Below are 20,915 nucleotides of genomic sequence, written 5' to 3'. Positions count from 1 at the left end.
TGCACACGCCCTGCTCGCGCGCGACGGGCGGGCCACGTTCAGCGAACTCCATTCCGTCACCGGGCAGCCTCGCTGAGGTGACCGTATGCGAGCAGGACCGCTAGTCCGTGGACCGGCGGACCCGGTTCGCCTCGCGGGCGATCGCCCAGGCGTCCGCCACCGGGCCCATGTGCCCGAGCTTGTCGGGGTTGACCACGGACCGGATGGTCTGGATCCGACCGCCGAGCACGTCCAGCGTCCAGGTGTTGAGGATCTTGCCGTCCGCGTCGCGGAAGATCGCACCCGGCTGGCCGTTCACCTCGTGCGGCTCGAACGTCACGCCGATCCGGATGAGCGCGGTCACGAACGAGGCGAGCAGCCGGGCCACGTTCTGGGCGCCGAAGATGCCCCGGCCCCACTGCGGAGCCTTGCCGCCGCTGTCGCCGACCATGGCCACGTCGGCGGCGAGCAGCTCCCGCAGTCCGTCGACGTCCCCTTCCCTGAAGGCCTCGAAGAACCGCTCGGCGAGTTCCTCGCGCTCCTGCCGGTCGGCCTCGAAGCGGGGCCGGCCCGCGTCCATGTGACGGCGCGCCCGCACCGCGAGCTGGCGGCACGCCGCCTCCGACCTGTCCACCGCCGAGGCGATCTCCGGGAAGCCGAAGGCGAACACCTCCCGCAGGACGAAGACGGCTCGCTCCAGCGGGCTGAGCCGTTCGAGCAGCAACAGGGCCGCCATCGACAGCGAGTCGGACAGTTCCGCCGAGCGCTCCGGGTCCTGGTAGGGGTCGGTGAGCAGCGGTTCGGGGAACCACGGACCGACGTACTCCTCGCGCCGGACCCGGGCCGAGCGCAGCACGTCGATCGAGATCCGGCTCACCACGGCGGAGAGATACGCCTTGGCCGACGTGGGTTGTACGGGGGAGGACTCGTAGCGCAGCCACGTCTCCTGGACCGCGTCCTCGGCCTCGCTCACGCTGCCGAGGATCCGGTAGGCGATCGAGAACAGCAGCGGCCGTAGTTGTTCGAACTCCTCGACCCGGGTCACGCGAGCCCCTCCTTGAATCCCTGTCGCCACGACGGGTAGCGCAGCTGCCAGCCGAGTTCCCGCTTGGCCTTGGCGTTGGAGAAGCCGCGCCCCTCGGTCATCATCGTCACCACCACATCCCCGGCCAGTATCCGGGCCAGCCACTTGGGGACCCGCATCGGCCGCTTGGCTCCCGCGCACTCCGCCAGATGGGGCAGCCATGCGCTCTCCGGGGCCGGTTCGTCGTCGACGATGTTGAACACCCCCCTCGCCCTCTGCTCCACGGCCAGTACCGTCGCGCTCGCCGCGTCGTCGAGATGCACCCACGAGGCGTAGCCGGTGCCGTCGCCGACCAGCGGGAACTGCCGCTTGCGCACCAGTACGAGCTGGTCGTCGGTGGCGCCGGGCCCGTAGAACCCGCCGTATCTCAGCACCGCGCCGCCGGCCTTGCGGACCGCTTCCTCCACGTGGTGGACCGCCGCCATCGCCGGGTACGCGGGTGTTCCCTCGTGCAGGTCCAGCGGGTCCTCCTCGGTCTTCACCCAGCCGCCCTCGCGGATGCCGTTCCAGTTGGCGTAGCCCTGTGCGACGAAGTGCGACACCCCGGTCGCCTCGGCCGCGGCCAGCAGGTGGTCCGTCCCCTCGGTACGGAGCCGGATGGTGGGGACGGCCCACCGGTCGAAGTGCTTGAGGTCGGGCTTGCCGGCGTGAGCAAGGCTGATCCCGGTCATCTGGTGCACGATCACGTCCGGCTGCGCCTTGGCCACGGCTTCGCCGACGGACGCCGCATCCAGCCCGTCCATCACGACGCCGTCCGCGCCGAGCTGCTCGATCAGGCCCAGCTTGGCCCTGCTCGTCGTCGTGGCCGTCACCTGATGCCCTCGTGCCACCAGTTGCGGCACCAGCCGCTGTCCCAGAACCCCGGAACCGCCCGCAACGAACACCCGCATGACCATCACCTTCCGTAAGCCGGAGCCTGTCTCCGAGAGCTGAGACGAGACAGACCGGTCGGCTGTGACATGGGGGGCGCAGACGGGTGGGAAGGCGGTGCTGTGCGCTGGTGGACAGGCCCCGGCGGCGCCAGGGGGGAAGCCAGGCTCCCGAGGGGGCGTACGGGGGTGGATGTCAGTTCGTGGATGCCCCCGCTTCCAGCGCGGACGCGGTCAGCAGGGCCGACAGCAGGCCGGGGAAGCGCTCTTCCATCTCGTCCGTGCGCAGCGAGTTCATCTTCGTCGTCCCGACGTAGTACTGCCGGATCACCCCGGCCTCCCGCAGGACGTTGAAGTGGTGCGTCAGGGTCGACTTCGACACCTGCACGTCGAACATGCCGCAGCTGATGTCCTCGCCGGCCGTGGCCAGCTGGGAGAGCACGGTGCGCCGCACGGGTTCGGCGAGCGCCTCCAGCACCTGTTGCAGTGAGACCGCCGCCATGGAGGGGTGTTCGACGGTCCGTGCCGAGGTTCGGGGGCGGGCCACGACGACTCCTTGGGGGCTTGAACGGGCACGTCCATCGTACGACCGCTGTCGAACAATCGACCGTCTCTCACCTTGGACGGACGCCCGATGCGCAGTGGGCGGGCCCGGGCAGCCGGTGCGGCCCCGGCCCGCCCGCCGGCGCCGGCCCCACGCAGTGGCGGAGGTCATCCGGCCGCCGAGGCACCGAGCCGCCCCGCCCCTGGCATTGTCTGTGGGGTGGAGCTACGTCACCTTTCCGGATTCGTCGCCGTCGCCGAGGAACTGCACTTCGGGCGGGCCGCCGAGCGACTGCACATCGCCCAGTCGCCGCTCAGCCAGCAGATCCGGCTGCTGGAGCGGGATCTCGGAGTCACGCTCTTCGAGCGCACCACCCGTTCCGTGCGGCTCACCGCCGCCGGGCAGGCGTTGCTGGAGCCGGCCAGGCACCTGCTGGCCGAGGCGTCCGCGGTGCGTCGTACCGTTCAGGCCGCCCATCTGGGCGAGGTCGGCCGGGTCACGATCGGCTTCGCGGGCGCCAGCAGCTACTCGGTGCTGCCCGTGCTCACCCGGGCCGTCACCTCCGAACTGCCCGGCATCGAGCTGGTCCTGGAGGGCCAGACGTACGCCGGTGAGGCGCTCGGCCGGATCGCGGAGGGCTCACTGGACGTCGGCTTCGTGGCCCTGCCCGTGCGGCGCGGGATCAGCACCCGGGTCGTCCGGATGGAGCGGCTGATGATCGCCCTCCCGGACAGTCATCCGCTCGCGCAGCGCGTGGACGTCTCCTTCGCCGACCTGGCGCACGAACCCTTCGTGACCTTCCCGGTCTCGCGCGGATCCGCGGTGCGCGACGCCATGGTGCAGGCCTGTCACGAGGCAGGATTCGCACCCAGGATCGTGCAGGAGGCGCCCGATTCGTACAACCTGCTGGCCCTGGTCGGTGCCGGGGTCGGTCTTGCCGTCGTGGTCGAGTCGGCGCGGGCCATCCGTCTGGAGCATGTGGTGTTCCGGCCGTTGACCGGGGACGACGTACCGGTGCTGCCGATCGCCCTCGGGTGGCGGACGGGCAATCCCTCGGCGGCGCTCCAGGCGGTGCTGCGGGTCGCCGAGCGCGTGCTGCCCACCCCGCGGGGCTACGACGGATGACGGCGATTATGACGGATGACGTCTCAGCGGAGGGGTTTTTTGGTCTTGGACATGTCCTAATTCCGGGGTGCACAGTGGCCTGCATCCCGCCCAGGACCGGGGACGGCCGCTCGGCCCCGACGTAGCGGCGGGATCTGCCGCTACGAGAGGACGCTCGTCATGCAGCAAGACACCCCCGCCCCCAGAACCCCCGCCATCCGGCCCTCCACCCGTGACGCGCGTCGCGCCGGGATCAGCGCCTTCATCGGCACCACCATCGAGTGGTTCGACTTCTACATCTACGGATCGGCCGCCGCGCTGGTCCTCGGCAAGGTCTACTTCGCCGACGCCTCGCCCGCCGTCGGTACCCTCGCCGCCTTCGCCACCTTCTGGATCGGCTTCCTCGCCCGCCCCCTCGGCGGCCTGGTCTTCGGGCACTTCGGTGACCGTCGCGGCCGTAAGAAGGCCCTCGTCGTCACCCTGACCATGATGGGCGGGGCCACCTTCTGCGTCGGGCTGCTCCCCGGGTACGCGCAGATCGGCGCCGCCGCCCCGATCCTGCTGGTGCTGCTGCGGCTGATCCAGGGCATCGCCATGGGCGGCGAGTGGGGCGGCGCCGTCCTCATCGCCACCGAATTCGCCCCGCCCGGAAGAAAGTTGCTCTACGGCGCCTTCGCCCAGCAAGGATCCCCCGTCGGCAACCTGCTCGCCACGCTCGCCTTCCTCGGCATCGCCCAGCTCCCCGACGCCGCCTTCGAGTCCTGGGGCTGGCGCGTCCCCTTCCTCGCCTCCGCCGTACTCGTCGCCGTCGGCCTGTTCATCCGGCTGCGACTCGCCGAGACGCCCGAGATGGCCGCCGTCCTGGCGCGGAAGAAGAACTCCAAGCTCCCCGTCAAGGACGTGCTGTCCACCTACCCGCTGCTCGTCCTCCTCGGTGTGCTCGCGGGCACCGCCGGAGTCGCGATCACCTACGTCAAGACGACGTTCGCCCTGTCCTGGGCGACCACCGATCTGGGTTTCGACAAGTCCACCTTCCTCACCGTCATCTCGCTCGCCCTCGTCGTCCAGGTGCTGGTACAGCCCTTCGGCGCGGTCCTCGCCGCACGGTGGCCGCTGCGCAGGGCCGTGCTCTGGATGCTGCTGCCCGAATTCGTTCTGCTGCCAGTGATGTTCGTCCTCGTCGGCACCGGGAACTTCTGGCTCGCCGTCCTCGGGATGGGCCTCGCCACCTTCCCGCACGCCATGTACTACGCGGCTCTCGCCGGCATCCTCGCCCGCGTCTACCCCGTCGAGGTCCGCTACACGGGCATGTCCCTCTCGTACCAGGCGTGCACGGCCCTGTTCGCCGGGACCGCCCCGATCGTCTCCCAGTACCTGCTCACCGCCACCGGCTCCATCCGGTCCGTCGTCGCCCTCGGTCTCGGCTACGTCGTGATCACGGTCGTGGGCGTGCTCCCGCTGCTCGCCCGCACCGGTCGGACGGCCCCGGCGCTCTCGCCCGAACCCGCCGCAACCCCCGCCTGAGCAGGCCACAACCGTCACATGAGCAGGCCCCTCTCTCCAGGAGAACCACCGCGATGAACTTCGCAGAACAGGACCCGGCCCTGCGCCCGCTGCTGGACCGGGTCCTCGACCCCGACGACCGTGCACGCATCGAACCGCTGCTCGTCGAGCTGGGTGCGCTCGCGGCCGGCGAGATCGACCGGCAGGCCAGGCTCGCCGACGCCAACCCGCCGCGCCTGCGCCCGTACGCCCCGGACGGCGAGCGCATCGACGCGATCGACTTCCACCCGGCCCACGACCGGCTGGCCGAGATCGCCTACGAACGCTTCGGTCTCGCCGCCATGTCCCACCGCCCGGGCGTCCACGGCTGGCCCACCAGGACCCCGCACACCGTCAAGTACGCACTGTCGTACCTCTATGTGCAGTCCGAGTTCGGCATGGCCTGCCCGCTGTCGATGACCGACTCGGCCGCGCGCGTGCTGCGTCTGTTCGACCCCGAGCGGTACGCCGACGAGATCACGGCACTCACGTCGACCGACCCCGAACGGCGCGCCACCGGGGGGATGTTCATGACCGAGCGACAGGGCGGCACCGATGTCGGCCTGACGGCGACGGTCGCCACCGACCACGGCACGCACTGGACGCTCGACGGCCGCAAGTGGTTCGCCTCCAATCCGGGCGCTGACGTCGTCCTCACCCTGGCGCGCGTGCCCGGGCAGGGCGAGGGCACCCGGGGGCTCGGCATGTTCCTGGTGCCGCGACTGCGCCCCGACGGCTCCCGCAACGCCATCCGGATCGACCGGCTCAAGGACAAACTCGGCTCGCGGTCCATCCCGAGCGGCGAGGTCACCCTGGAGGGCGCGTACGCGACTCCCGTCGGTGAACTCACCCGCGGCTTCGGGCAGATGGCCGAGATGCTCAACGTCTCCCGGCTGTCCAACGCCATGCGGGCCACCGCACTGATGCGCCGCGCGGTACGGGAAGCCGTGCAGCACACCCGCCGGCGCGAGGTGTTCGGCCGGCCGCTGTTCGAACATCCGCTGATGCGGGCCACCCTGCTCCCCCTGCTGCTCGACGCCGAGGCCGCGCTGGGGTTCGTACTCGAAGCCGCCGCCCGCCTCGACGCCGCGGACGCGGGGGACGGCTCGGCCCGCGAACTGGTGCGGATCCTCACGCCGCTCGCCAAGCACATCCTGTGCAAGCGGGCCCGCACCGTCACCGGCGAGACGATGGAGATCCGCGGTGGCAACGGCTACATCGAGGACTGGGTCGACCCCAGACTGCTGCGCGACGCCCACCTCGGCTCGATCTGGGAGGGCTCCTCGAACGTCATCGCGCTCGACGTCCTGCGCTGCCTGCGGCGGACGGACGCCCACCACGCCCTCGCCGACACGTACGGCAGCCGGCTCGGCGACCTGTGGCACGTCCTGCGTTCCAAGGGTGACGCGATCCTCGAACTCCCCGAGGACGAACAGGAGATGCGCATCGGACGATACGCGGACGAGCTGAGCCGCGCCGTCATGGCGACCCTGCTCCTGGAGCAGGGTGACCACGAGTGGTGGACCACCGGCAATGCCCGCAAGCTGCTCGTCGCCCACACCTACCGCGCCCTCCTGGACGACCCGGGCGCGCTGCCCCGTCCCGCCCTGGACCGCCTCGCCGAGGTGGCCGACGGTGGACAGGTGCCGCTGACCGACGCCAAGGAGGCCGCAGATGCCTGAGCCCCTGTCCGGAGTGCGGGTCGTGGATCTGTCGAAGATCCTCGCCGGACCGTACGTCACCATGTCCCTCGCCGACCTCGGCGCCGACGTCATCAAGGTGGAACACCCTGACGGCGGTGACCCGACCCGCGGCTGGGGCCCGCCGTTCCAAGGCCCTGACGCCACGTACTTCCTGGCCGCCAACCGCAACAAGCGCTCCGTCACCCTCGACCTCAAGTCCCCCGAGGGCCAGGAGGCCGCGCACCGGCTGATCGCCACCGCGGACGTCGTCGTCGAGAACTTCCGCCCCGGCAGCTCGCTGGCCCGCGGCTTCGACCACCGCGAGCTGAGCGAGCGCTACCCGCGCCTGGTCGTGCTGCACATCTCCGCCTTCGGCGAGAGTGGCCCGCTGCGCGACGAACCCGGCTACGACATGGTCGCGCAGGCCGCCGCCGGCCTGATGTCCCTGACCGGCGAGCCCGACGGACCGCCCGTGCGCGCCGGTTACGCGATGGGTGATCTCGGCGCCGCGCTCTTCGGGATCATCGGCGTCACCTCTGCGCTCGTCGAGCGCGAGCGGACCGGACGCGGGCAGTACGTCACGACCTCGCTGTACGAGTCGCTGCTCGCCCTGCACGTCAACTGGGCCACCGGATACTTCGCCACCGGTGAGCGGCCCGCCCGCCTCGGCTCCGGGCATCCGAGCCTCGTGCCGTACCAGGCGTATCCGGCCTCCGACGGGCACTTCGTGATCGCGGTCGGCAACGACGCCCAGTTCCGCAAGCTGTGTGCGGTCCTCGGCCATCCCGAGTGGGCCGACGACCCGCGATTCGCCACCAACCGCGCCCGGGTCGACAACCGCAGCGCCCTCAACACCGAACTGAACGCGGTCCTGGCCGGCGCCACCGTGGTCCACTGGTGTGGCCTGCTGAAGGACGCGGGCGTGCCCGTCACCCCCATCCGGACCCTCGACGAGGTCTACGACTGCCCGCAGACCGAGGCGCTCGGCATCGTCCAGAAGGCGGACCACCCGCTCGTCGGCCCGCTCCGGCAGGTCGCCTTCCCGGTGAACTTCCGCGGCGAGCGCCCGCCCGTGCGGACCGCGCCGCCCACGCTGGGCCAGCACAGCGAGGACGTACTGGCCGAACTCGGCTACGACGAGGCGGAGATCGCCCGCCTCCTGCACCCCCAGGGAGACTGACGATGTCCTTTCCCTTGCCTGAGCCGACCGACCCGCTCGGTCTGGAAGCCCTTCTCGGCGACGAGGAGCGGGCCGTACGCGACACGGTCCGCCAGTACTGCGCCGAGCGGATCGAGCCGCACATCGCCGACTGGTTCGAGCGCGGCGAGCTGCCCGACCTGCCGGAACTCGCCCGGGAATTCGGCAGGCTCGGCCTGCTCGGCATGCACCTGGACGGCTTCGGCTGCGCGGGCATGTCCGCCCTCGCGTACGGCATCGCCTGCCGCGAACTGGAGGCCTGCGACTCGGGGCTGCGGTCGTTCGTCTCCGTGCAGGGGTCCCTCGCGATGTTCGCCGTCCATCGGTTCGGGAGCGAGGAACAGAAGCGGGAGTGGCTGCCGCGCATGGCGTCGGGCGAAGCCGTCGGCTGTTTCGGTCTGACCGAGCCCGACCACGGCTCGGACCCGTCGTCCCTGCGGACCCGGGCCCGCCGCGACGGCGGCGACTGGATTCTCGACGGCCGCAAGATGTGGATCACCAACGGCTCGGTGGCCGAGGTCGCGATCGTCTGGGCGCGCACGGACGACGGCATCCGCGGCTTCGTCGTCCCCACCGCGACGCGCGGCTTCTCCGCGCCCGAGATCAAGCACAAGATGTCGCTGCGGGCGAGTGTCACGAGCGAACTGGTCCTGGACGGCGTGCGGCTGCCCGCGAGCGCGCTGCTGCCCGGCGCCCACGGTGTCGCAGCACCGCTGACCTGCCTGAACGAGGCCCGTTACGGGATCGTGTGGGGCGTCACGGGCGCGGCACGCTCGGCCTGGCAGGCGGCCGCCGGGTACGCGGCCCAGCGCGAGCAGTTCGGAAAGCCGCTGGCCGGCTTCCAGCTCACCCAGCAGAAGCTCGTCGACATGGCCCTCGAACTGCACAAGGCCACGCTCACGGCCCTGCACCTGGCCCGCCTCAAGGACGGGCCGGGAATCCACCCCGCCCAGGTCAGCTTCGGCAAGCTCAACAATGTGCGCGAGGCCCTCGAGATCTGCCGCACCGCCCGTACGGTCCTCGGCGCCAACGGTATCTCGCTGGAGTACCCGGTCATCCGGCACATGAACAACCTGGAGTCCGTCCTCACCTACGAAGGCACCACCGAAATGCACACCCTCGCGCTGGGCCAGGCGCTGACGGGCCACGCGGCCTTCCGCTGACGGCCCGCCTCCGGGTGACCGCCCGGTGAGCCGGAGAGGGCCGCGGTTCCCGCCCAGTCGCGGCCTGGCACCGGATCGGAATATTAAACTAGTTGAATATTCCGATCCGGTGCTAAATTGACCTCCATGGCTCTGCGCAATGCGGTGATGGCCGCGCTCTTGGAGGGTGAGGCGTCCGGGTACGACCTCGCCAAGGGGTTCCAGTCCTCGGTCGCCAACTTCTGGATGGCCACGCCGCAGCAGATCTACCGTGAGTTGGAGCGCATGGAGAGCGAGGGCCTCGTCGCCGCTCGCTTCGTCCAGCAGGAGCGCAGGCCCAACAAGCGCCTCTTCTCGCTCACCGAGGCCGGGTACGCGGCCGTGCACGCCTACACCACCGAACCTCCGGCCAAGCCGACCGCGATCAGGGACGAACTGCTGGTCAAGGTCCAGTGCGTCGACGTCGGCGACCTCCAGGCCGTCCGTACGGCGATCTCCCAGCGCATGGAGCTGGCTGCCGCCAAGGCCGTCCGCTTCGAGCGAATGCGGGAGCGCCTGCTGGCCGGCCGCACCGAGGACGAGTACATCACCACCGCAGAACGGATCGGCCCCTACCTCACCCTGCTGCGTGGCCTGTCCCTGGAGCAGGACAACCTCCGTTGGGGCGAGGTCGCTCTGAAGCGGCTCGACCAGCGCACCGCGGCACTTGCCGCACGGGCCGAGGATGCCTGAGCCGTTGTGCCGAGGCCGGTGTGGCCGGGCAGCATCCCGGTTTCGCCGAAGTGGGTGTCGCCCAGCGTCATGGGACGGCCGCGGGCGCTGCCCGTATGACTACCCCTCGTCCCTGAGGAAGGCCGCCACCAACGCGCTCGCCTCGGGGCGACACTCCTCGAAGTAGGCGTGCCGGGCACCGGGGAACAGGTGCGTCCGGGTGTGGGGGATGCGGCCGGCCAGCAGGGCGAGGTTGTCCGGCGGGGCCATCCGGTCCTCGTCGCCGTGGAGGATCAGCGTCGGCGCGCTGATGCCGGGCAGGGCGTCCCAGGCGTCGTGCCGGTTGCTGGCGAGCAGATGGCCGCGCCGGGCGTGCGGCGGCATCGCGGGGTCGCCGAGGGTGTTGTAGGGGCCGGGGTGGGCGGCCCGCCAGGCGGGGGAGTACATGAGGTCGATCAGGGCGTGCAGGGCGGCCCTCGGGTCGGGCTGGGCCAGCGCGCGCCGTACCGAGGTGTCGCGCTCGACGGCGTGCGGGCCACCGGGTGTGGTGCAGCCGAGCACCAGGCGCCGGACCCGCTCCGGATGGTCGGCGGCCACCCACTGCGCGACCCGGCCGCCCATCGAGGTGCCGTAGACGTCGGCCCGCTCGATGCCCAGGTGGTCGAGGACGGCGATCACGTCCTCGGCGAACTGCCGGGTCGAATAACCGCCTTGGGGCTTGTCGCTCGCTCCGGTGCCCCGGTAGTCCAGCGTGATCGTGGAGTGTGTGCCGTGGAAGTCCTCGCGTACGCCGTCCCACCAGTGATGGTTGTTCGCCTGCCCGGCGAGCAGCACGAGCGGAAAGCCGGTGCCCAGGCGCTGACAGGCGAGGGCGGTGCCGTCCTCGGCGTGGGCGTAGGTGGGGAGCGGCGACTCGGTGTCGGGCATGACGGCCTTTCGGTGCAGCTGGGGTACGGGTCCCTGGGTCTCGGTGGCGGCGGTTCCCTGGAGCTGGGCGGAGAGCGGCCACCGCGGGTCACCTCGGCGCGGATCCGCGCACCAGCTCTCGCGCGACGACGTCCACTGCGGGCGGTGTGCGCCCGGAGCTCGGGGTGGCCAGGACGATGGGGCGCCACGCGTCGGGCCCGGCGAGCGGAGCGGCGCTCGGCGTGCCGGCGGCGAGGTCCGCCGCGATGCCGACGCCGGGCGGGACGGTCCAGCCGCGCCCGGCCAGGACGAGCTGCTTCTGCACCCGCATGGAGTTGGTCCGGACGGCGACGTCCAGCTCGGCCCCGCCGCCCCGCGGCGGCGTCGATCGACGTCCACGGTCGCTTCCTCCGGAGCCATGCGCGGCACGCATGGCTCGATCACGCACTGCTATTTCGATCCCGCTTTCATGACTCCTCATGATGGCATTCGGTTCGGGCCGGAGACCGTCCTGCCGGAAGCCCTGACGCAGGAGCTGCGCGCCGAACACGTCATCTGAAGTCGAGCACGGACAAGGTCGGGTAGGGACACCAAGGAGCGTCATCACACCATGAGCACCCTCGACATCCTCTCCGAGGACGAACGGCTCGTCGTCAGGACTGTGCACGACTTCGTCGAGAAGGACGTCAGGCCGGTCGTCCGGGAGCTGGAGCACACCGACACCTACCCCGAAGCCCTGATCGACCGGATGAAGGAACTCGGCATCTTCGGCCTGGCCGTCCCGCAGGAGTACGGCGGCACACCGGTCTCCATGCCCTGCTACGTCCTGGTCACCGAGGAACTGGCGCGCGGCTGGATGAGCCTGGCCGGTGCGATGGGCGGGCACACGGTGGTCGCCAAGCTGCTGCTGCACTTCGGCACCGAGGAGCAGAAGCGCCGCTACCTGCCGAAGATGGCCACCGGGGAGGTCCGGGCGACGATGGCCCTGACCGAGCCCGGCGGCGGCTCCGACCTCCAGGCCATCGGCACCGTCGCCCGCAAGGATGCAGGCGGATACCTGGTCAACGGGGCGAAGACATGGATCACCAACTCCCGCCGCTCACGGCTGATCGCCCTGCTGTGCAAGACGGACCCGGAGGCGAGCCCCGCGCACCGGGGTATCTCCGTCCTCCTGGCCGAGCACGGCCCCGGACTCACCGTCTCCCGTGACCTGCCCAAGCTAGGCTACAAGGGCGTGGAGAGCTGCGAGCTGTCCTTCGAGGACCACCGGGTGCCGGCCGACGCCCTGCTCGGCGGGGTCGAGGGCAAGGGGTTCGCCCAGATGATGAAGGGCCTGGAGACGGGCCGGCTCCAGGTCGCCGCCCGCGCCCTCGGGGTCGGCCGGGCAGCGCTGGAGGACTCACTGGCCTACGCCCAGGAGCGCGAGTCGTTCGGCAAGCCGATCTGGCAGCACCAGTCCATCGGCAACCACCTCGCCGACATGGCCACTTCACTGACCGCGGCACGTCAGCTCACCCTGTACGCGGCCCGGGAGGCCGAGGCGGGCCGACGGGTGGACATGGAAGCGGGCATGGCGAAGCTCTTCGCGTCCGAGACCGCCATGCAGATCGCCCTCAACGCCGTTCGCATTCACGGGGGTTACGGCTACTCGACCGAGTTCGACGTGGAGCGCTACTTCCGCGACGCCCCGCTGATGATCGTGGGCGAGGGCACGAACGAGATCCAGCGCAATGTCATCGCGGCCCAGCTGGTGAAGCGGGGACGACTCGACGCCTGAACCTCGTCAGCGTGCCTCGGCCCGGGTGACACGGCTCGACGACCTCGCCGGCCAGGGCGTGAAGGCCGCATGGCCATCACCGCGGCGACCGTCACGGAGCCGAAAGGGTGAAACGACGTTTTTTCGGCGGTTCTTCAGGATTCATCGGGAAGGACATATTCTGTCCGAATATTCCGAAGGTAATCGCTGCCTCGTGCAGAACGGAGTGCTCATGTCGAATCCGACCAACTGGCTTCCCGTGGTTGTGCGCAACCAGTGGGGCGGGACCATCTCGAGCCTGACGGCGAACCACCGTTACGACAGGGACCATTACGACAACGACACCTGGGAGACCCTGCAGAACGGCGCTGAGGCGACCGGTATGCAGGCCGGCTTCTGGACTGGCTTCCTGCGTACCGGAAAGGACTACTGGAACGTGGTCTTCCGGGCCGATGGCCAGAACTGGACCTGCAAGGACGACTTCTACTGCTTCCTCACCAGCGAGGACGCGGAGAGTGGTGGTCCGGTGATCCTGACCATCTCGAAGGACAACCTGCACGTCGCGCCGCCGAAGTCGAGCTCGTGCGATGTCGCGCTGCTCCAGGTGGGCTGACCGCGCACAGGACGACCCCGCGCGATGACCGGGCTGGGAGACGTGTTCGCCCTGGCCGCAAGGGCTCTGGGAATCGAACCCGGCCAGGGCTGCGGCTGCCACCATCGCAGGGATCTGCTCAACAAGATGTTCCCGTTCCCGCGATGGCTGCGCGGCGCAGGACGCCGGCACGACCCCCGCGGGAACTGACACCGCGTCCCCGGGGGGACCGGTGCATGCTTTGTGAGGGCAGATGGCCGCGATGGTCGGCAGCATGCGCGCGGCACGTCGTCTGTGCCAGTGGCTGGAGGAGCATGCGCCGGACTTCTGCGCCGACACGCACCGACTCGACGGGCTCATCAGGGTTGCGGAATTCGCGATCGTCCTCCTCGGTCTGACCCGCCCGCTTTCCTCGGGCGCATCAGGTGACGCATACGCGCGCTGGGCCCGCGGCGTTGCCGACGTCCTGTGGACTGATCTGCACCGCAAGGAGAAACACATTCTCCGCTCGCTTGCCGCCACGCGATCGACTCACGCGCGTGCTCTGCTTCTGCCGTTCCCGGCACTCGAAACGATCACAGGGCGCAGGTTCGACAACCACGCGCTGGTGAGGGCCCTGCTCTGCGAGAAAGCAGGCCGTACGGGACGCGTGGAGGTGGACCTGGCCTTCACCTGCGACGTGGCAGGCATGCAGGACTGCAGGGAGGCGACGCGCACGCGGCTGGCCGAGCTGGCGGGCGCGGCCGGGCCTGCGGGCGAGTCCGTGCAGGACATGTACGACCTGACTCATCTCGCCTTCTACGCGACCATGCTGGGACGGCGGGCGGCGCGTTGGAGCCCTGGCACGACCGGATGGTCTCGCGCCTTTCTGGAGGAGGGCGGGGCCGTCTTCCTGCGCCGACATGATTTCGACCTTGTAGCAGAGTGCGTCATGAGCCTGCTCATCACCGGGGCCCCGATGAGCCGTTACGTTCATGACGCAGCGGAGGCCCTCGCCGCCGTCGCGGAACGCGGCAGCGGTATGCCGCCGCACCCCCGGCATGCGGACGACGTGAGCGGTGCTTTCGCCAATCGCTACCATCCGACCCTGGTCGCCTTGGCGGCGCTGGCCGAATACGACCGGCGAACGCCTTACTCCCGGTGACTGCAGGCCGCGTGCCGGTCGCCGATGCGCCGAGGAGCCCGTCGTGAGCCTCGGCGCGCCGGCCTGGCGCGTGCCCTGCCGCCAGGCGGAGAGTGCCTTGGTGATCCGGTCCGCATGAACGCGGAGGATTCCCGGGGCCGTTCCTCCCAGGCGAAGACACAGGCCGTGGCGACGCCGTCGAAGCCCAGCTCACGCAGCGTGCCGAAGAAGGCGTCCCAGCCGACCTCGTCCTGGCCGATGCCCAGATGCTGGTGGATACGGGCCGCAGTAGTAGTTCACCCAGGGCTTGTTGATCGCCCGGACCAGGCCGTCCGCCGGGTCGTTCTCCTCATGGAAGTCGTCCGGGTACGCCTCCAGGTGGAGAGCGACACCCTCCCGCTCGAACAGCGGCAACAGCTCCTCCAGCGAGCGCCAGAAGGCGGCCTCGCTCTCGGCGGCCCGCTCCGGCCGTTGAACTCGTCGAGGGCGATCTTCATGCGATGCCTCCGTAGCGGGCCGGGCGGGGTTTGAGGTCCGTGGCGACGACGCGGCCCGACTCCAGGGCCTCGACGGTCGCGGCGGTGATGACGGTGGCGGCGTAGCCGTCCCAGGCCGAGGGCCCGGTCGGCTCGTTGTCCGCCTCCAGCGCCGCGTACTCGTCCTGTGCCGGGCGGAACGTGCTCAGCCCCTCCGGCCGGTGCGGCGCGACCAGGCCGGCGCCCGGCTCCAGCCTCCGGGCCTCCTCGTGCGCGGCGGCTGATGTCGGCCTCCAGGAGGGACTCCCGTACGTGGGGCCGGTCCCATCCGGCCGGATCGTCGCTGCCGTCGGCAGGCGCGCGGGCATCGGCGGGGACCAGGTGGTCGGTGGTGCCGATCCGCACGCCGTGCCCCGTGAAGGAGAGCAGCAGCGTGCTCCCGGCCGGTGTGTTTCCCGAGAGGTCGCAGATGCGCTCGGTGATCTCGTTGCGGGTGGGGTTGCGCAGTGTCTATACCGCGTAGCCGCTTCAGCGCAGGGCGGCGGCCCTGCCGGGAGGGGGCGAATCGGTCGGGTCGACCTCCGTCGAGGATACCCCCGGGGGTAATCGTGTACTGTCGAAGGCATACCCCCCGGGGTAATTCTTCGAGGGATGTGCGATGGAAGGGAGTACCTCGTGTTCTTCGTCGACACGATCGAGGTGCCGGGGCTCGGCAACCGCAGCTATCTGGCGGGTGGCGAGCGGACGGCGGTGGCGGTCGACCCGCCGCGCGACATCGACCAGGTGATCGCGGCGGCGGCCCGGCGTGGGGTGCGGATCTCGCACGTCGTCGAGACGCACGTCCACAACGACTACGTCACCGGCGGCCTGGAGCTGGCCCGGGTCACGGGCGCCGCCTATCTGGTGCCCGCCGGGGCCGCTGTCTCCTTCGATCGTGTACCGGTGGAGCACGGCGACCGTACGGTGATCGACGCCACCGCCGGGCTGACCCTGCGCGCCGTGGCAACGCCCGGGCACACCCCGCACCACACTTCCTACGTGCTGGAGGAGGGCGGAACGGCGGTCTCGGTGTTCACCGGCGGTTCCCTGCTGATCGGCACCGTCGGCCGCCCCGACCTCGTGGAGCCGCGGCTGACCGAGCGCCTCGCCCGTGCGCAGCACGCCTCCGCGCACCGCCTGGCCACCGAGCTGCCCGACGACACCGAGGTGCTGCCCACGCACGGCTTCGGCAGCTTCTGCGCGTCGTCGCAGGCGGAGGGGGTGCACAGCACGATCGGCAAGGAGAAGGCGTCGAACGAGGCCCTCACCCGGGACGTGGACGCCTTCGTAGCCGACCTGCTGGCAGGGCTGGGCGACATCCCCGCGTACTACGCGCACATGGGTCCGGCCAATGCCGCGGGGCCCGCGCCGGTCGACCTGACCCCGCCCGCTCCGGCCGACGCGGACGAGATCGCCACCCGGCTGGCCGCGGGGGAGTGGGTGGTGGACCTGCGCAACCGCGTCGCCTTCGCCGCAGGGCACGTGTCCGGCTCGGTCAACTTCGAGGCCGAAGGACAGCTCGCCACCTACCTCGCCTGGCTGATCCCGTGGGGCAAGCCGGTCACGCTGCTCGCCGAGTCAGCCGAGCAGCTCGCCGCGGCGCAGCGAGAGCTGGTCCGCGTGGGCATCGACCGGCCGGCCGCCGCGGCCACCGGGGAACCGGGCAGCTGGGTCCGCGAGAACGAGACCCTCGCCTCCTTCCCCCGGGCCACCTTCGCGGCGCTCGCCGGCCAGTACCCGGCGGACGGCGTCGTCGTCCTCGATGTCCGGCGTACCGCTGAGCGAGCGGGCGGCTTCATCGAGGGCTCGGTCCACATACCGGTCCACACCCTGCACCGCCGCGTCGACGAGATCCCCGACGGCACGGTGTGGGTGCACTGCGCGGGCGGTATGCGCGCCGCCATCGCCGCCTCCCTGCTGGACGCGGCCGGCCGCGACGTCGTCGCCGTGGACGACGGCTTCGACGCGGCCGGGGGCGCAGGGCTCACGGTCCGTACCGCCTGACCGCAAGACAGGAGCGACAAGCCAAGATGAGCATCTTCCGACGAGACCGGCGCGTTACGGGCCGGGTGACCGTCCAGGAGGCTGCCGCCCGTACCGGCCACGGCAGTGCCGCCGAGGGTGGCGCCGACGCCGTACTGCTGGACGTTCGTGAACCAAATGAATGGCAGGCGGGGCACGCGCCACGAGCCGTGCACCTGCCGCTGTCCGCGCTGGCCACCGGGGCCGGGCTGCCCGCCGGCGCGCAGGCGGGTCCGTTCGTCGTGATCTGCCGCTCGGGAAACCGCTCCCGGCAGGTGGCCGATCTTCTGGCCGCGCGCGGTGCCGAGGCGGTGGACGTGATCGGCGGCATGCGGGACTGGGCCGCAGCGGGACTGCCCGTGGTGGACTCGCGGGGCGGGAACGGGATCGTCGCGTGAGCGCTGTCGTACTCGCCCTGGCCGCCGGCGCCGTCATCGGCGTGGCGCTCGGCGCGCTCGGGGGCGGCGGCAGCGTCCTGGCCGTCCCCGCCCTGATCTACCTGCTCGGCTTCACCCCGGTCGCGGCGACCACCGCCAGCCTCGTCATCGTGACGGTGACCTCGGCCACGGCGCTGTCCGCGCACGCCCGGGACGGTCATGTGCGGTGGCGCACCGGGCTGTTGTTCGCGGCGGCCGGGACAGTCCCCGCGATGCTGGGCGGTGCGCTCGCCGGACGGCTGCCCGCCGGTGCTCTGACAGCCGCCTTCGCCGTGGTGGCGGGAACGGCCGCGGTGCGGATGCTACGGCCCCGTGCCGCGTCGGAGACAGGGGTACCGGTGCGACCGGACCGGGCGGCGGCCGCGGGTGCCGGGCTCGGCGCGGTCACCGGCGTCCTCGGCGTCGGCGGCGGCTTCCTCGCCGTGCCCGCGCTGGTGAGCGTGCTCGGCATGCGGATGCGGGACGCGGTGGGCACCAGCCTGCTGGTGATCACCGCCAACTCCCTGGCCGCGCTGGCGATGCGTGCCGGTACGGCCGACGGTCTGGACTGGGCCGTCATCGGGCCCTTCGCCGGGGCCGCGGTCCTCGGCGCGTGGGACGGGAAGCGGCTCGGGGCGAAGGTGTCCGGGCGCGCGCTGCAACGGACCTTCGCCCTGGTGCTGCTGGCCGTGGCCGTGTTCATGATGATCGACGCGGTGGTGTGATGCGCCCGCACTCACAGCCCCGCGCCGGCCCCCTCACGCCAGCGACAGGAAGAGCTTCTCCAGACGAGCCCGCATCTGGTCCGGGTCCTCGCCGTTCTTGCGGCCGGACTCCATGTCGGTGATGCACTGCTGCAGGCCGGTGGCGATGATCGCGAAACCCGCGCGGTCGAGCGCCCGCGACGCGGCGGCGAGCTGCGTGATCACGTCCTCGCAGTCGCGCCCCTCCTCGATCATCCGGATCACGCCGGAGATCTGGCCCTGCGCGCGGCGCAGCCGGTTCAGGACGGACTTCAGCTCCGCACCCGCGAGTTCCAGTTCCACGATCACTCCTCCAAAAATACCCCTAGGGGTACTGTACGTCCCGGTACGGGACGGCGTCGAACACCAAGGATCACATCTGCCATGACCGCCCCCCTCGCCCCCGTCATCCTCCGCTCCGACCAGGCCCGCACCCGGCTGCACGAGCTGACCGTCATCGACGTACGCACCCCCGGTGAGTACGCCTCGGGCCACCTGCCCGGTGCCCTCAACATCCCCCTGGACCAGATCCGGCGCGCCCTGCCCGAGATCCGGCACGCCGCCGACCGTGGCGACGTCCTGGTCGTGTGCGCCTCCGGAGCCCGCTCCGAGAACGCCTGCAAGCTGCTCGCGGTGCAGGGCATACCCACCGCCACCCTGGCCGGCGGCACCAGCGGCTGGGCCGCTGCGGGCCACGACCTGCAGCAGCCCGCCGCCTGCGACACCCGGGCCCGCTGGAGCATGGAGCGGCAGGTCCGGTTCACGGCGGGCGCGCTGGTCCTCGCCGGCATTGGCCTCGGGCTGCTCGTGCACCCGGCCTTCCAGGTCCTGTCGGCGGGCGTCGCGGGCGGTCTCGTCTTCTCCGCGCTCACCGACACCTGCGGCATGGCCGCCCTGCTCGGCAAGCTGCCGCACAACCGTCCCCGCGCGGCCGACCTCGATGCCGCACTCACCGCTCTGCGCAGCCGCTGAGCCGTACGCTCCGGGGCGCTCTCGAGTACTGCGCGGGCGCCCCGGAGATTCGCGAGGCGGTCGCTCCACGGTGACGGCTCACGAAGGCGGCGCGTCCGAGGCGGACTTGGCGCCACCGTGCGCGGTGAGGGCCCCGTCGACGGGGATCTCGGCGCCGGTGATGAAGTTCGCCTGGTCGTATCCGGCTGCGGCGGAGGGTTCGTCGTGGCTGGTCGCGCAGTTCCCCGCGCCCCTAAGGGGGTGCCGTCAGGCCAACTGCTTCAACAACGGTCGCGGATCGACCGTCCTCGCCGAGCACCGCCGCCACCGTGGCCGTCGTAACGGCGGTGCCGCTGCGAGGAGTCGATGCGATCACGCCCTGGGAACGACTCGCAGTGCAGCGCAACGGGCTCATGTCACAGCGATGCCATCGCGCATCATCTTGCTCAACACTGCCTGTTCGGGTAGGCGGAGTTCGTTGGCGATACGGGTCAGGCTGGACTCGTTCAGAACGATCGTCGCGCGGTGTTGCGGGGTATCCGTCAATCGCGCCATGCGCAGAGCATCGAAAGGATCACGGGTAACGTCGAACGCGGTAGTGAGAGCGTCGGGGTCGGAGGACCGGCCACTGCCTCGGTGCTCGCGTAGACGTTCGGCATGGTGGGCAACGTTTTCCCAGAAATCGCCGTGGGGGGTTGCGGCGGACCGGTTCCTGGAAAGCGTTTTTGTCTCGATCACCAGACGATGCACTTCCAGGCATATCGCGCGTGCGAGGTGCTGGTCGTTCAATGCGGCGACAGCGGCTTCGGAGGAAGCCGTACGGGCAGTCGCGTCGTCCGCCTCCAACTGCGCACTCTGCAGGGCCGGCAGCGTGAGCCGGAGCAGCAGGCGCGCCGTCGCTGCCATTGCCGCTCTTGGCATCCACAGTACCCACTCGCTGGTCCGGGCCCGGATGTTGAAGCGCCGTGCTCCGGCTGCCACATCGTCCGCACGCCAGGCATAGGCATTGGCATTCCACGAGATGTACGCATTGCCGTTGGCTCGCATTGTCTCCGACCCGGCGGTAAGTGCCTCGAGGGCCGTGGCGACAAATGCGCGAGAACGGACGTTGTGAGGAGCTGTGTAAGCCAGTGCATGGGTCACAGCGGCAATACGTTGTTGAGGCGGGTAAGCGGCCCAGAGCGGGAGGCCGAGAACAAGGCAGCTCTTCCGGCGAAACCCGAAGTGGGTGACGGTGATCGAGAAGTCCGGAGTGAACTGGACCGTATCGGGGCGCCGTACCCCGCCCGTGTCCGCTATGTCGTTCAACAGTTGAAACAGGGCCGGAGCATCTGCCCCCCGCAGTGTGGGCAGGTCAGGATTCAGCCGTCCGGGGCGTGGGCGCATTGCAAGTGCCATGCCGAGCGGCATCAGACCCACCAGAGGCTGAACAACAGTGCGGAACCCGAGAACGATCAACAACAGGCTGACGGTGAACAGCGCCGCCGTAACGAGATGGACCATGCCGGCGACGGCGTACGCGGCTGCTGTCGTGATTTTGATGCGGGCAGCGCTTACCGGTCGACTGTGACGATCACTTTCCACATGCTCCCCCTCAGCGATGAACGACCGGTGCCGTTCGAACACGGGGCGATCCGATCATCGCGGCGGAGTGCAGAGCAAGCGGTCTGAGCAACATCTGAGCCGCCAGGGGGACCAGCGCCTCGGCGCTCGGGGCCCACGCGTACGCCTCACGGGAGCCGACGGCGCACGGCATGTGAGCGCTGGGGGAGTCCGTACGCCGGAAGCGGATCCGGACAGGGCGCTCCGGCACCCGTCAGTCAGGCGGGAGTTCACGCCTCAAACCTCAAGTGAACAGCCGTGACTGAAAAGAGAAGGGTTTTTCCCGGCCGGGCGTCACACGATGGAATGATCTCGGCGTGCGGTCACTACGATCGCATCTCAAGACAACCATTCGACCGGCCCGAGAGTGACGGCCGGTCAGGGTCGCCGATGCCAGGGTCCGCTCCCCGGGCTGCGGTGATCTTCCTGTCCAG

General features: G+C 70.5%; 22 protein-coding genes and 3 pseudogenes. 15 read left to right on the top strand and 10 right to left on the bottom strand.

Annotated elements, in window-relative coordinates:
• Window positions 1-100: 100 nt before the first annotated feature.
• From ACIF83_RS19700 to ACIF83_RS19690, 3 genes are all read right to left on the bottom strand, one after another.
• Window positions 101-1,024, bottom strand: coding sequence for an RNA polymerase sigma-70 factor (locus ACIF83_RS19700; protein WP_398139969.1), 924 nt, complete (start codon window positions 1,022-1,024; stop codon window positions 101-103).
• On the bottom strand, window positions 1,021-1,959 hold the full coding sequence (locus tag ACIF83_RS19695; RefSeq protein ID WP_393479050.1) for an NAD-dependent epimerase/dehydratase family protein: 939 nt from the start codon (window positions 1,957-1,959) through the stop codon (window positions 1,021-1,023). Before ACIF83_RS19695 ends, ACIF83_RS19700 begins: the two co-directional genes overlap by 4 nt.
• A 169-nt stretch (window positions 1,960-2,128) precedes the next feature.
• Window positions 2,129-2,434, bottom strand: coding sequence for an ArsR/SmtB family transcription factor (locus tag ACIF83_RS19690; RefSeq protein WP_399728820.1), 306 nt, complete (start codon window positions 2,432-2,434; stop codon window positions 2,129-2,131).
• Window positions 2,435-2,695: 261 nt separating this feature from the next.
• Between ACIF83_RS19690 and ACIF83_RS19685 the strand changes: the two genes are divergently transcribed.
• From ACIF83_RS19685 to ACIF83_RS19660, 6 genes are all read left to right on the top strand, one after another.
• Entirely contained in the window at window positions 2,696-3,601 is a 906-nt protein-coding gene (locus ACIF83_RS19685; RefSeq protein WP_393479052.1) for a LysR family transcriptional regulator, read from the top strand.
• A 159-nt stretch (window positions 3,602-3,760) separates the two neighbouring features.
• Window positions 3,761-5,104 (top strand): MFS transporter, encoded by a 1,344-nt coding sequence (locus ACIF83_RS19680; protein WP_399728423.1) that lies wholly within the window; start codon window positions 3,761-3,763, stop codon window positions 5,102-5,104.
• Between the two features lie 53 nt (window positions 5,105-5,157).
• Complete coding sequence (locus ACIF83_RS19675) at window positions 5,158-6,804, top strand: acyl-CoA dehydrogenase family protein (protein WP_399728420.1); 1,647 nt, start codon at window positions 5,158-5,160, stop codon at window positions 6,802-6,804.
• The gene (locus ACIF83_RS19670; RefSeq protein WP_399728417.1) at window positions 6,797-7,984 is read left to right on the top strand and encodes a CaiB/BaiF CoA transferase family protein; all 1,188 of its coding nucleotides are present in this window, start codon (window positions 6,797-6,799) and stop codon (window positions 7,982-7,984) included. The genes ACIF83_RS19675 and ACIF83_RS19670 overlap by 8 nt, the downstream gene beginning before the upstream one ends.
• A gap of 2 nt (window positions 7,985-7,986) precedes the next feature.
• A complete protein-coding gene (locus tag ACIF83_RS19665; protein WP_399728414.1) occupies window positions 7,987-9,165 on the top strand; it encodes an acyl-CoA dehydrogenase family protein in 1,179 nt (392 codons plus the stop codon).
• Window positions 9,166-9,291: 126 nt separating this feature from the next.
• Window positions 9,292-9,876 (top strand): PadR family transcriptional regulator, encoded by a 585-nt coding sequence (locus ACIF83_RS19660; RefSeq protein WP_393479065.1) that lies wholly within the window; start codon window positions 9,292-9,294, stop codon window positions 9,874-9,876.
• 99 nt (window positions 9,877-9,975) lie between these two features.
• Here ACIF83_RS19660 and ACIF83_RS19655 read toward each other — a convergent pair whose 3' ends face one another.
• Both ACIF83_RS19655 and ACIF83_RS19650 read right to left on the bottom strand, forming a co-directional pair.
• On the bottom strand, window positions 9,976-10,782 hold the full coding sequence (locus ACIF83_RS19655) for an alpha/beta fold hydrolase (RefSeq protein ID WP_399728411.1): 807 nt from the start codon (window positions 10,780-10,782) through the stop codon (window positions 9,976-9,978).
• A gap of 88 nt (window positions 10,783-10,870) precedes the next feature.
• Window positions 10,871-11,092 (bottom strand): LysR substrate-binding domain-containing protein, encoded by a 222-nt coding sequence (locus tag ACIF83_RS19650; protein ID WP_393479071.1) that lies wholly within the window; start codon window positions 11,090-11,092, stop codon window positions 10,871-10,873.
• An 87-nt stretch (window positions 11,093-11,179) separates the two neighbouring features.
• Between ACIF83_RS19650 and ACIF83_RS19645 the strand changes: the two genes are divergently transcribed.
• The 5 genes from ACIF83_RS19645 (at window position 11,180) to ACIF83_RS19625 (ending at window position 14,253) form a co-directional block, all read left to right on the top strand.
• Complete coding sequence (locus tag ACIF83_RS19645) at window positions 11,180-11,320, top strand: hypothetical protein (RefSeq protein ID WP_393479074.1); 141 nt, start codon at window positions 11,180-11,182, stop codon at window positions 11,318-11,320.
• A 51-nt stretch (window positions 11,321-11,371) separates the two neighbouring features.
• Entirely contained in the window at window positions 11,372-12,538 is a 1,167-nt protein-coding gene (locus ACIF83_RS19640; protein WP_399728406.1) for an acyl-CoA dehydrogenase family protein, read from the top strand.
• A 211-nt stretch (window positions 12,539-12,749) separates the two neighbouring features.
• Window positions 12,750-13,130 carry a hypothetical protein gene (locus ACIF83_RS19635; protein WP_393479080.1) on the top strand — a complete coding sequence of 127 codons (381 nt, stop codon included), beginning with the start codon at window positions 12,750-12,752 and terminating at the stop codon, window positions 13,128-13,130.
• Window positions 13,131-13,154: 24 nt separating this feature from the next.
• A complete protein-coding gene (locus tag ACIF83_RS19630; protein ID WP_393479083.1) occupies window positions 13,155-13,319 on the top strand; it encodes a hypothetical protein in 165 nt (54 codons plus the stop codon).
• A gap of 43 nt (window positions 13,320-13,362) precedes the next feature.
• Entirely contained in the window at window positions 13,363-14,253 is an 891-nt protein-coding gene (locus ACIF83_RS19625; protein ID WP_399728403.1) for a DUF6895 family protein, read from the top strand.
• A gap of 84 nt (window positions 14,254-14,337) precedes the next feature.
• Here the strand turns inward: ACIF83_RS19625 and ACIF83_RS19620 are convergent.
• Together ACIF83_RS19620 and ACIF83_RS19615 are read right to left on the bottom strand one after the other, a co-directional pair.
• Window positions 14,338-14,703, bottom strand: a pseudogene (locus ACIF83_RS19620) (sugar phosphate isomerase/epimerase); the annotation flags it as partial.
• 22 nt (window positions 14,704-14,725) lie between these two features.
• Window positions 14,726-14,884: pseudogene (locus ACIF83_RS19615) on the bottom strand (inositol 2-dehydrogenase); the annotation flags it as partial.
• A 499-nt stretch (window positions 14,885-15,383) separates the two neighbouring features.
• Between ACIF83_RS19615 and ACIF83_RS19610 the strand changes: the two are divergent.
• The 3 genes from ACIF83_RS19610 to ACIF83_RS19600 are packed head-to-tail and all read left to right on the top strand — an operon-like array spanning window position 15,384 to window position 17,910.
• Entirely contained in the window at window positions 15,384-16,751 is a 1,368-nt protein-coding gene (locus ACIF83_RS19610) for a rhodanese-like domain-containing protein (RefSeq protein WP_399728400.1), read from the top strand.
• A 26-nt stretch (window positions 16,752-16,777) separates the two neighbouring features.
• A complete protein-coding gene (locus ACIF83_RS19605; RefSeq protein ID WP_399728397.1) occupies window positions 16,778-17,167 on the top strand; it encodes a rhodanese-like domain-containing protein in 390 nt (129 codons plus the stop codon).
• Window positions 17,164-17,910, top strand: a complete 747-nt coding sequence (locus tag ACIF83_RS19600) for a sulfite exporter TauE/SafE family protein (protein ID WP_393479094.1) — start codon at window positions 17,164-17,166, stop codon at window positions 17,908-17,910. Before ACIF83_RS19605 ends, ACIF83_RS19600 begins: the two co-directional genes overlap by 4 nt.
• 33 nt (window positions 17,911-17,943) lie before the next feature.
• Here the strand turns inward: ACIF83_RS19600 and ACIF83_RS19595 are convergent, their stop codons facing one another.
• On the bottom strand, window positions 17,944-18,231 hold the full coding sequence (locus ACIF83_RS19595) for a metal-sensitive transcriptional regulator (RefSeq protein WP_393479096.1): 288 nt from the start codon (window positions 18,229-18,231) through the stop codon (window positions 17,944-17,946).
• 81 nt (window positions 18,232-18,312) lie between these two features.
• On the opposite strand from ACIF83_RS19595, the gene ACIF83_RS19590 reads away from it, so the two are divergent.
• Window positions 18,313-18,900, top strand: coding sequence for a rhodanese-like domain-containing protein (locus ACIF83_RS19590; RefSeq protein ID WP_399728394.1), 588 nt, complete (start codon window positions 18,313-18,315; stop codon window positions 18,898-18,900).
• Between the two features lie 78 nt (window positions 18,901-18,978).
• On the opposite strand, the pseudogene ACIF83_RS19585 reads toward ACIF83_RS19590, so the two are convergent.
• A pseudogene (locus ACIF83_RS19585) lies at window positions 18,979-19,077 on the bottom strand (3-oxoacyl-ACP reductase); the annotation flags it as partial.
• A gap of 213 nt (window positions 19,078-19,290) precedes the next feature.
• On the bottom strand, window positions 19,291-20,505 hold the full coding sequence (locus tag ACIF83_RS19580; protein WP_399728391.1) for a M48 family metallopeptidase: 1,215 nt from the start codon (window positions 20,503-20,505) through the stop codon (window positions 19,291-19,293).
• Window positions 20,506-20,915 lie beyond the last annotated feature (410 nt).

Origin of the sequence: Streptomyces sp. NPDC085866, from assembly GCF_044541035.1 — a bacterium.
Taxonomy (GTDB): domain Bacteria; phylum Actinomycetota; class Actinomycetes; order Streptomycetales; family Streptomycetaceae; genus Streptomyces.
Note: the sequence above shows the minus strand (reverse complement) of the source record. Positions and strands in the feature narration are given on the sequence as shown.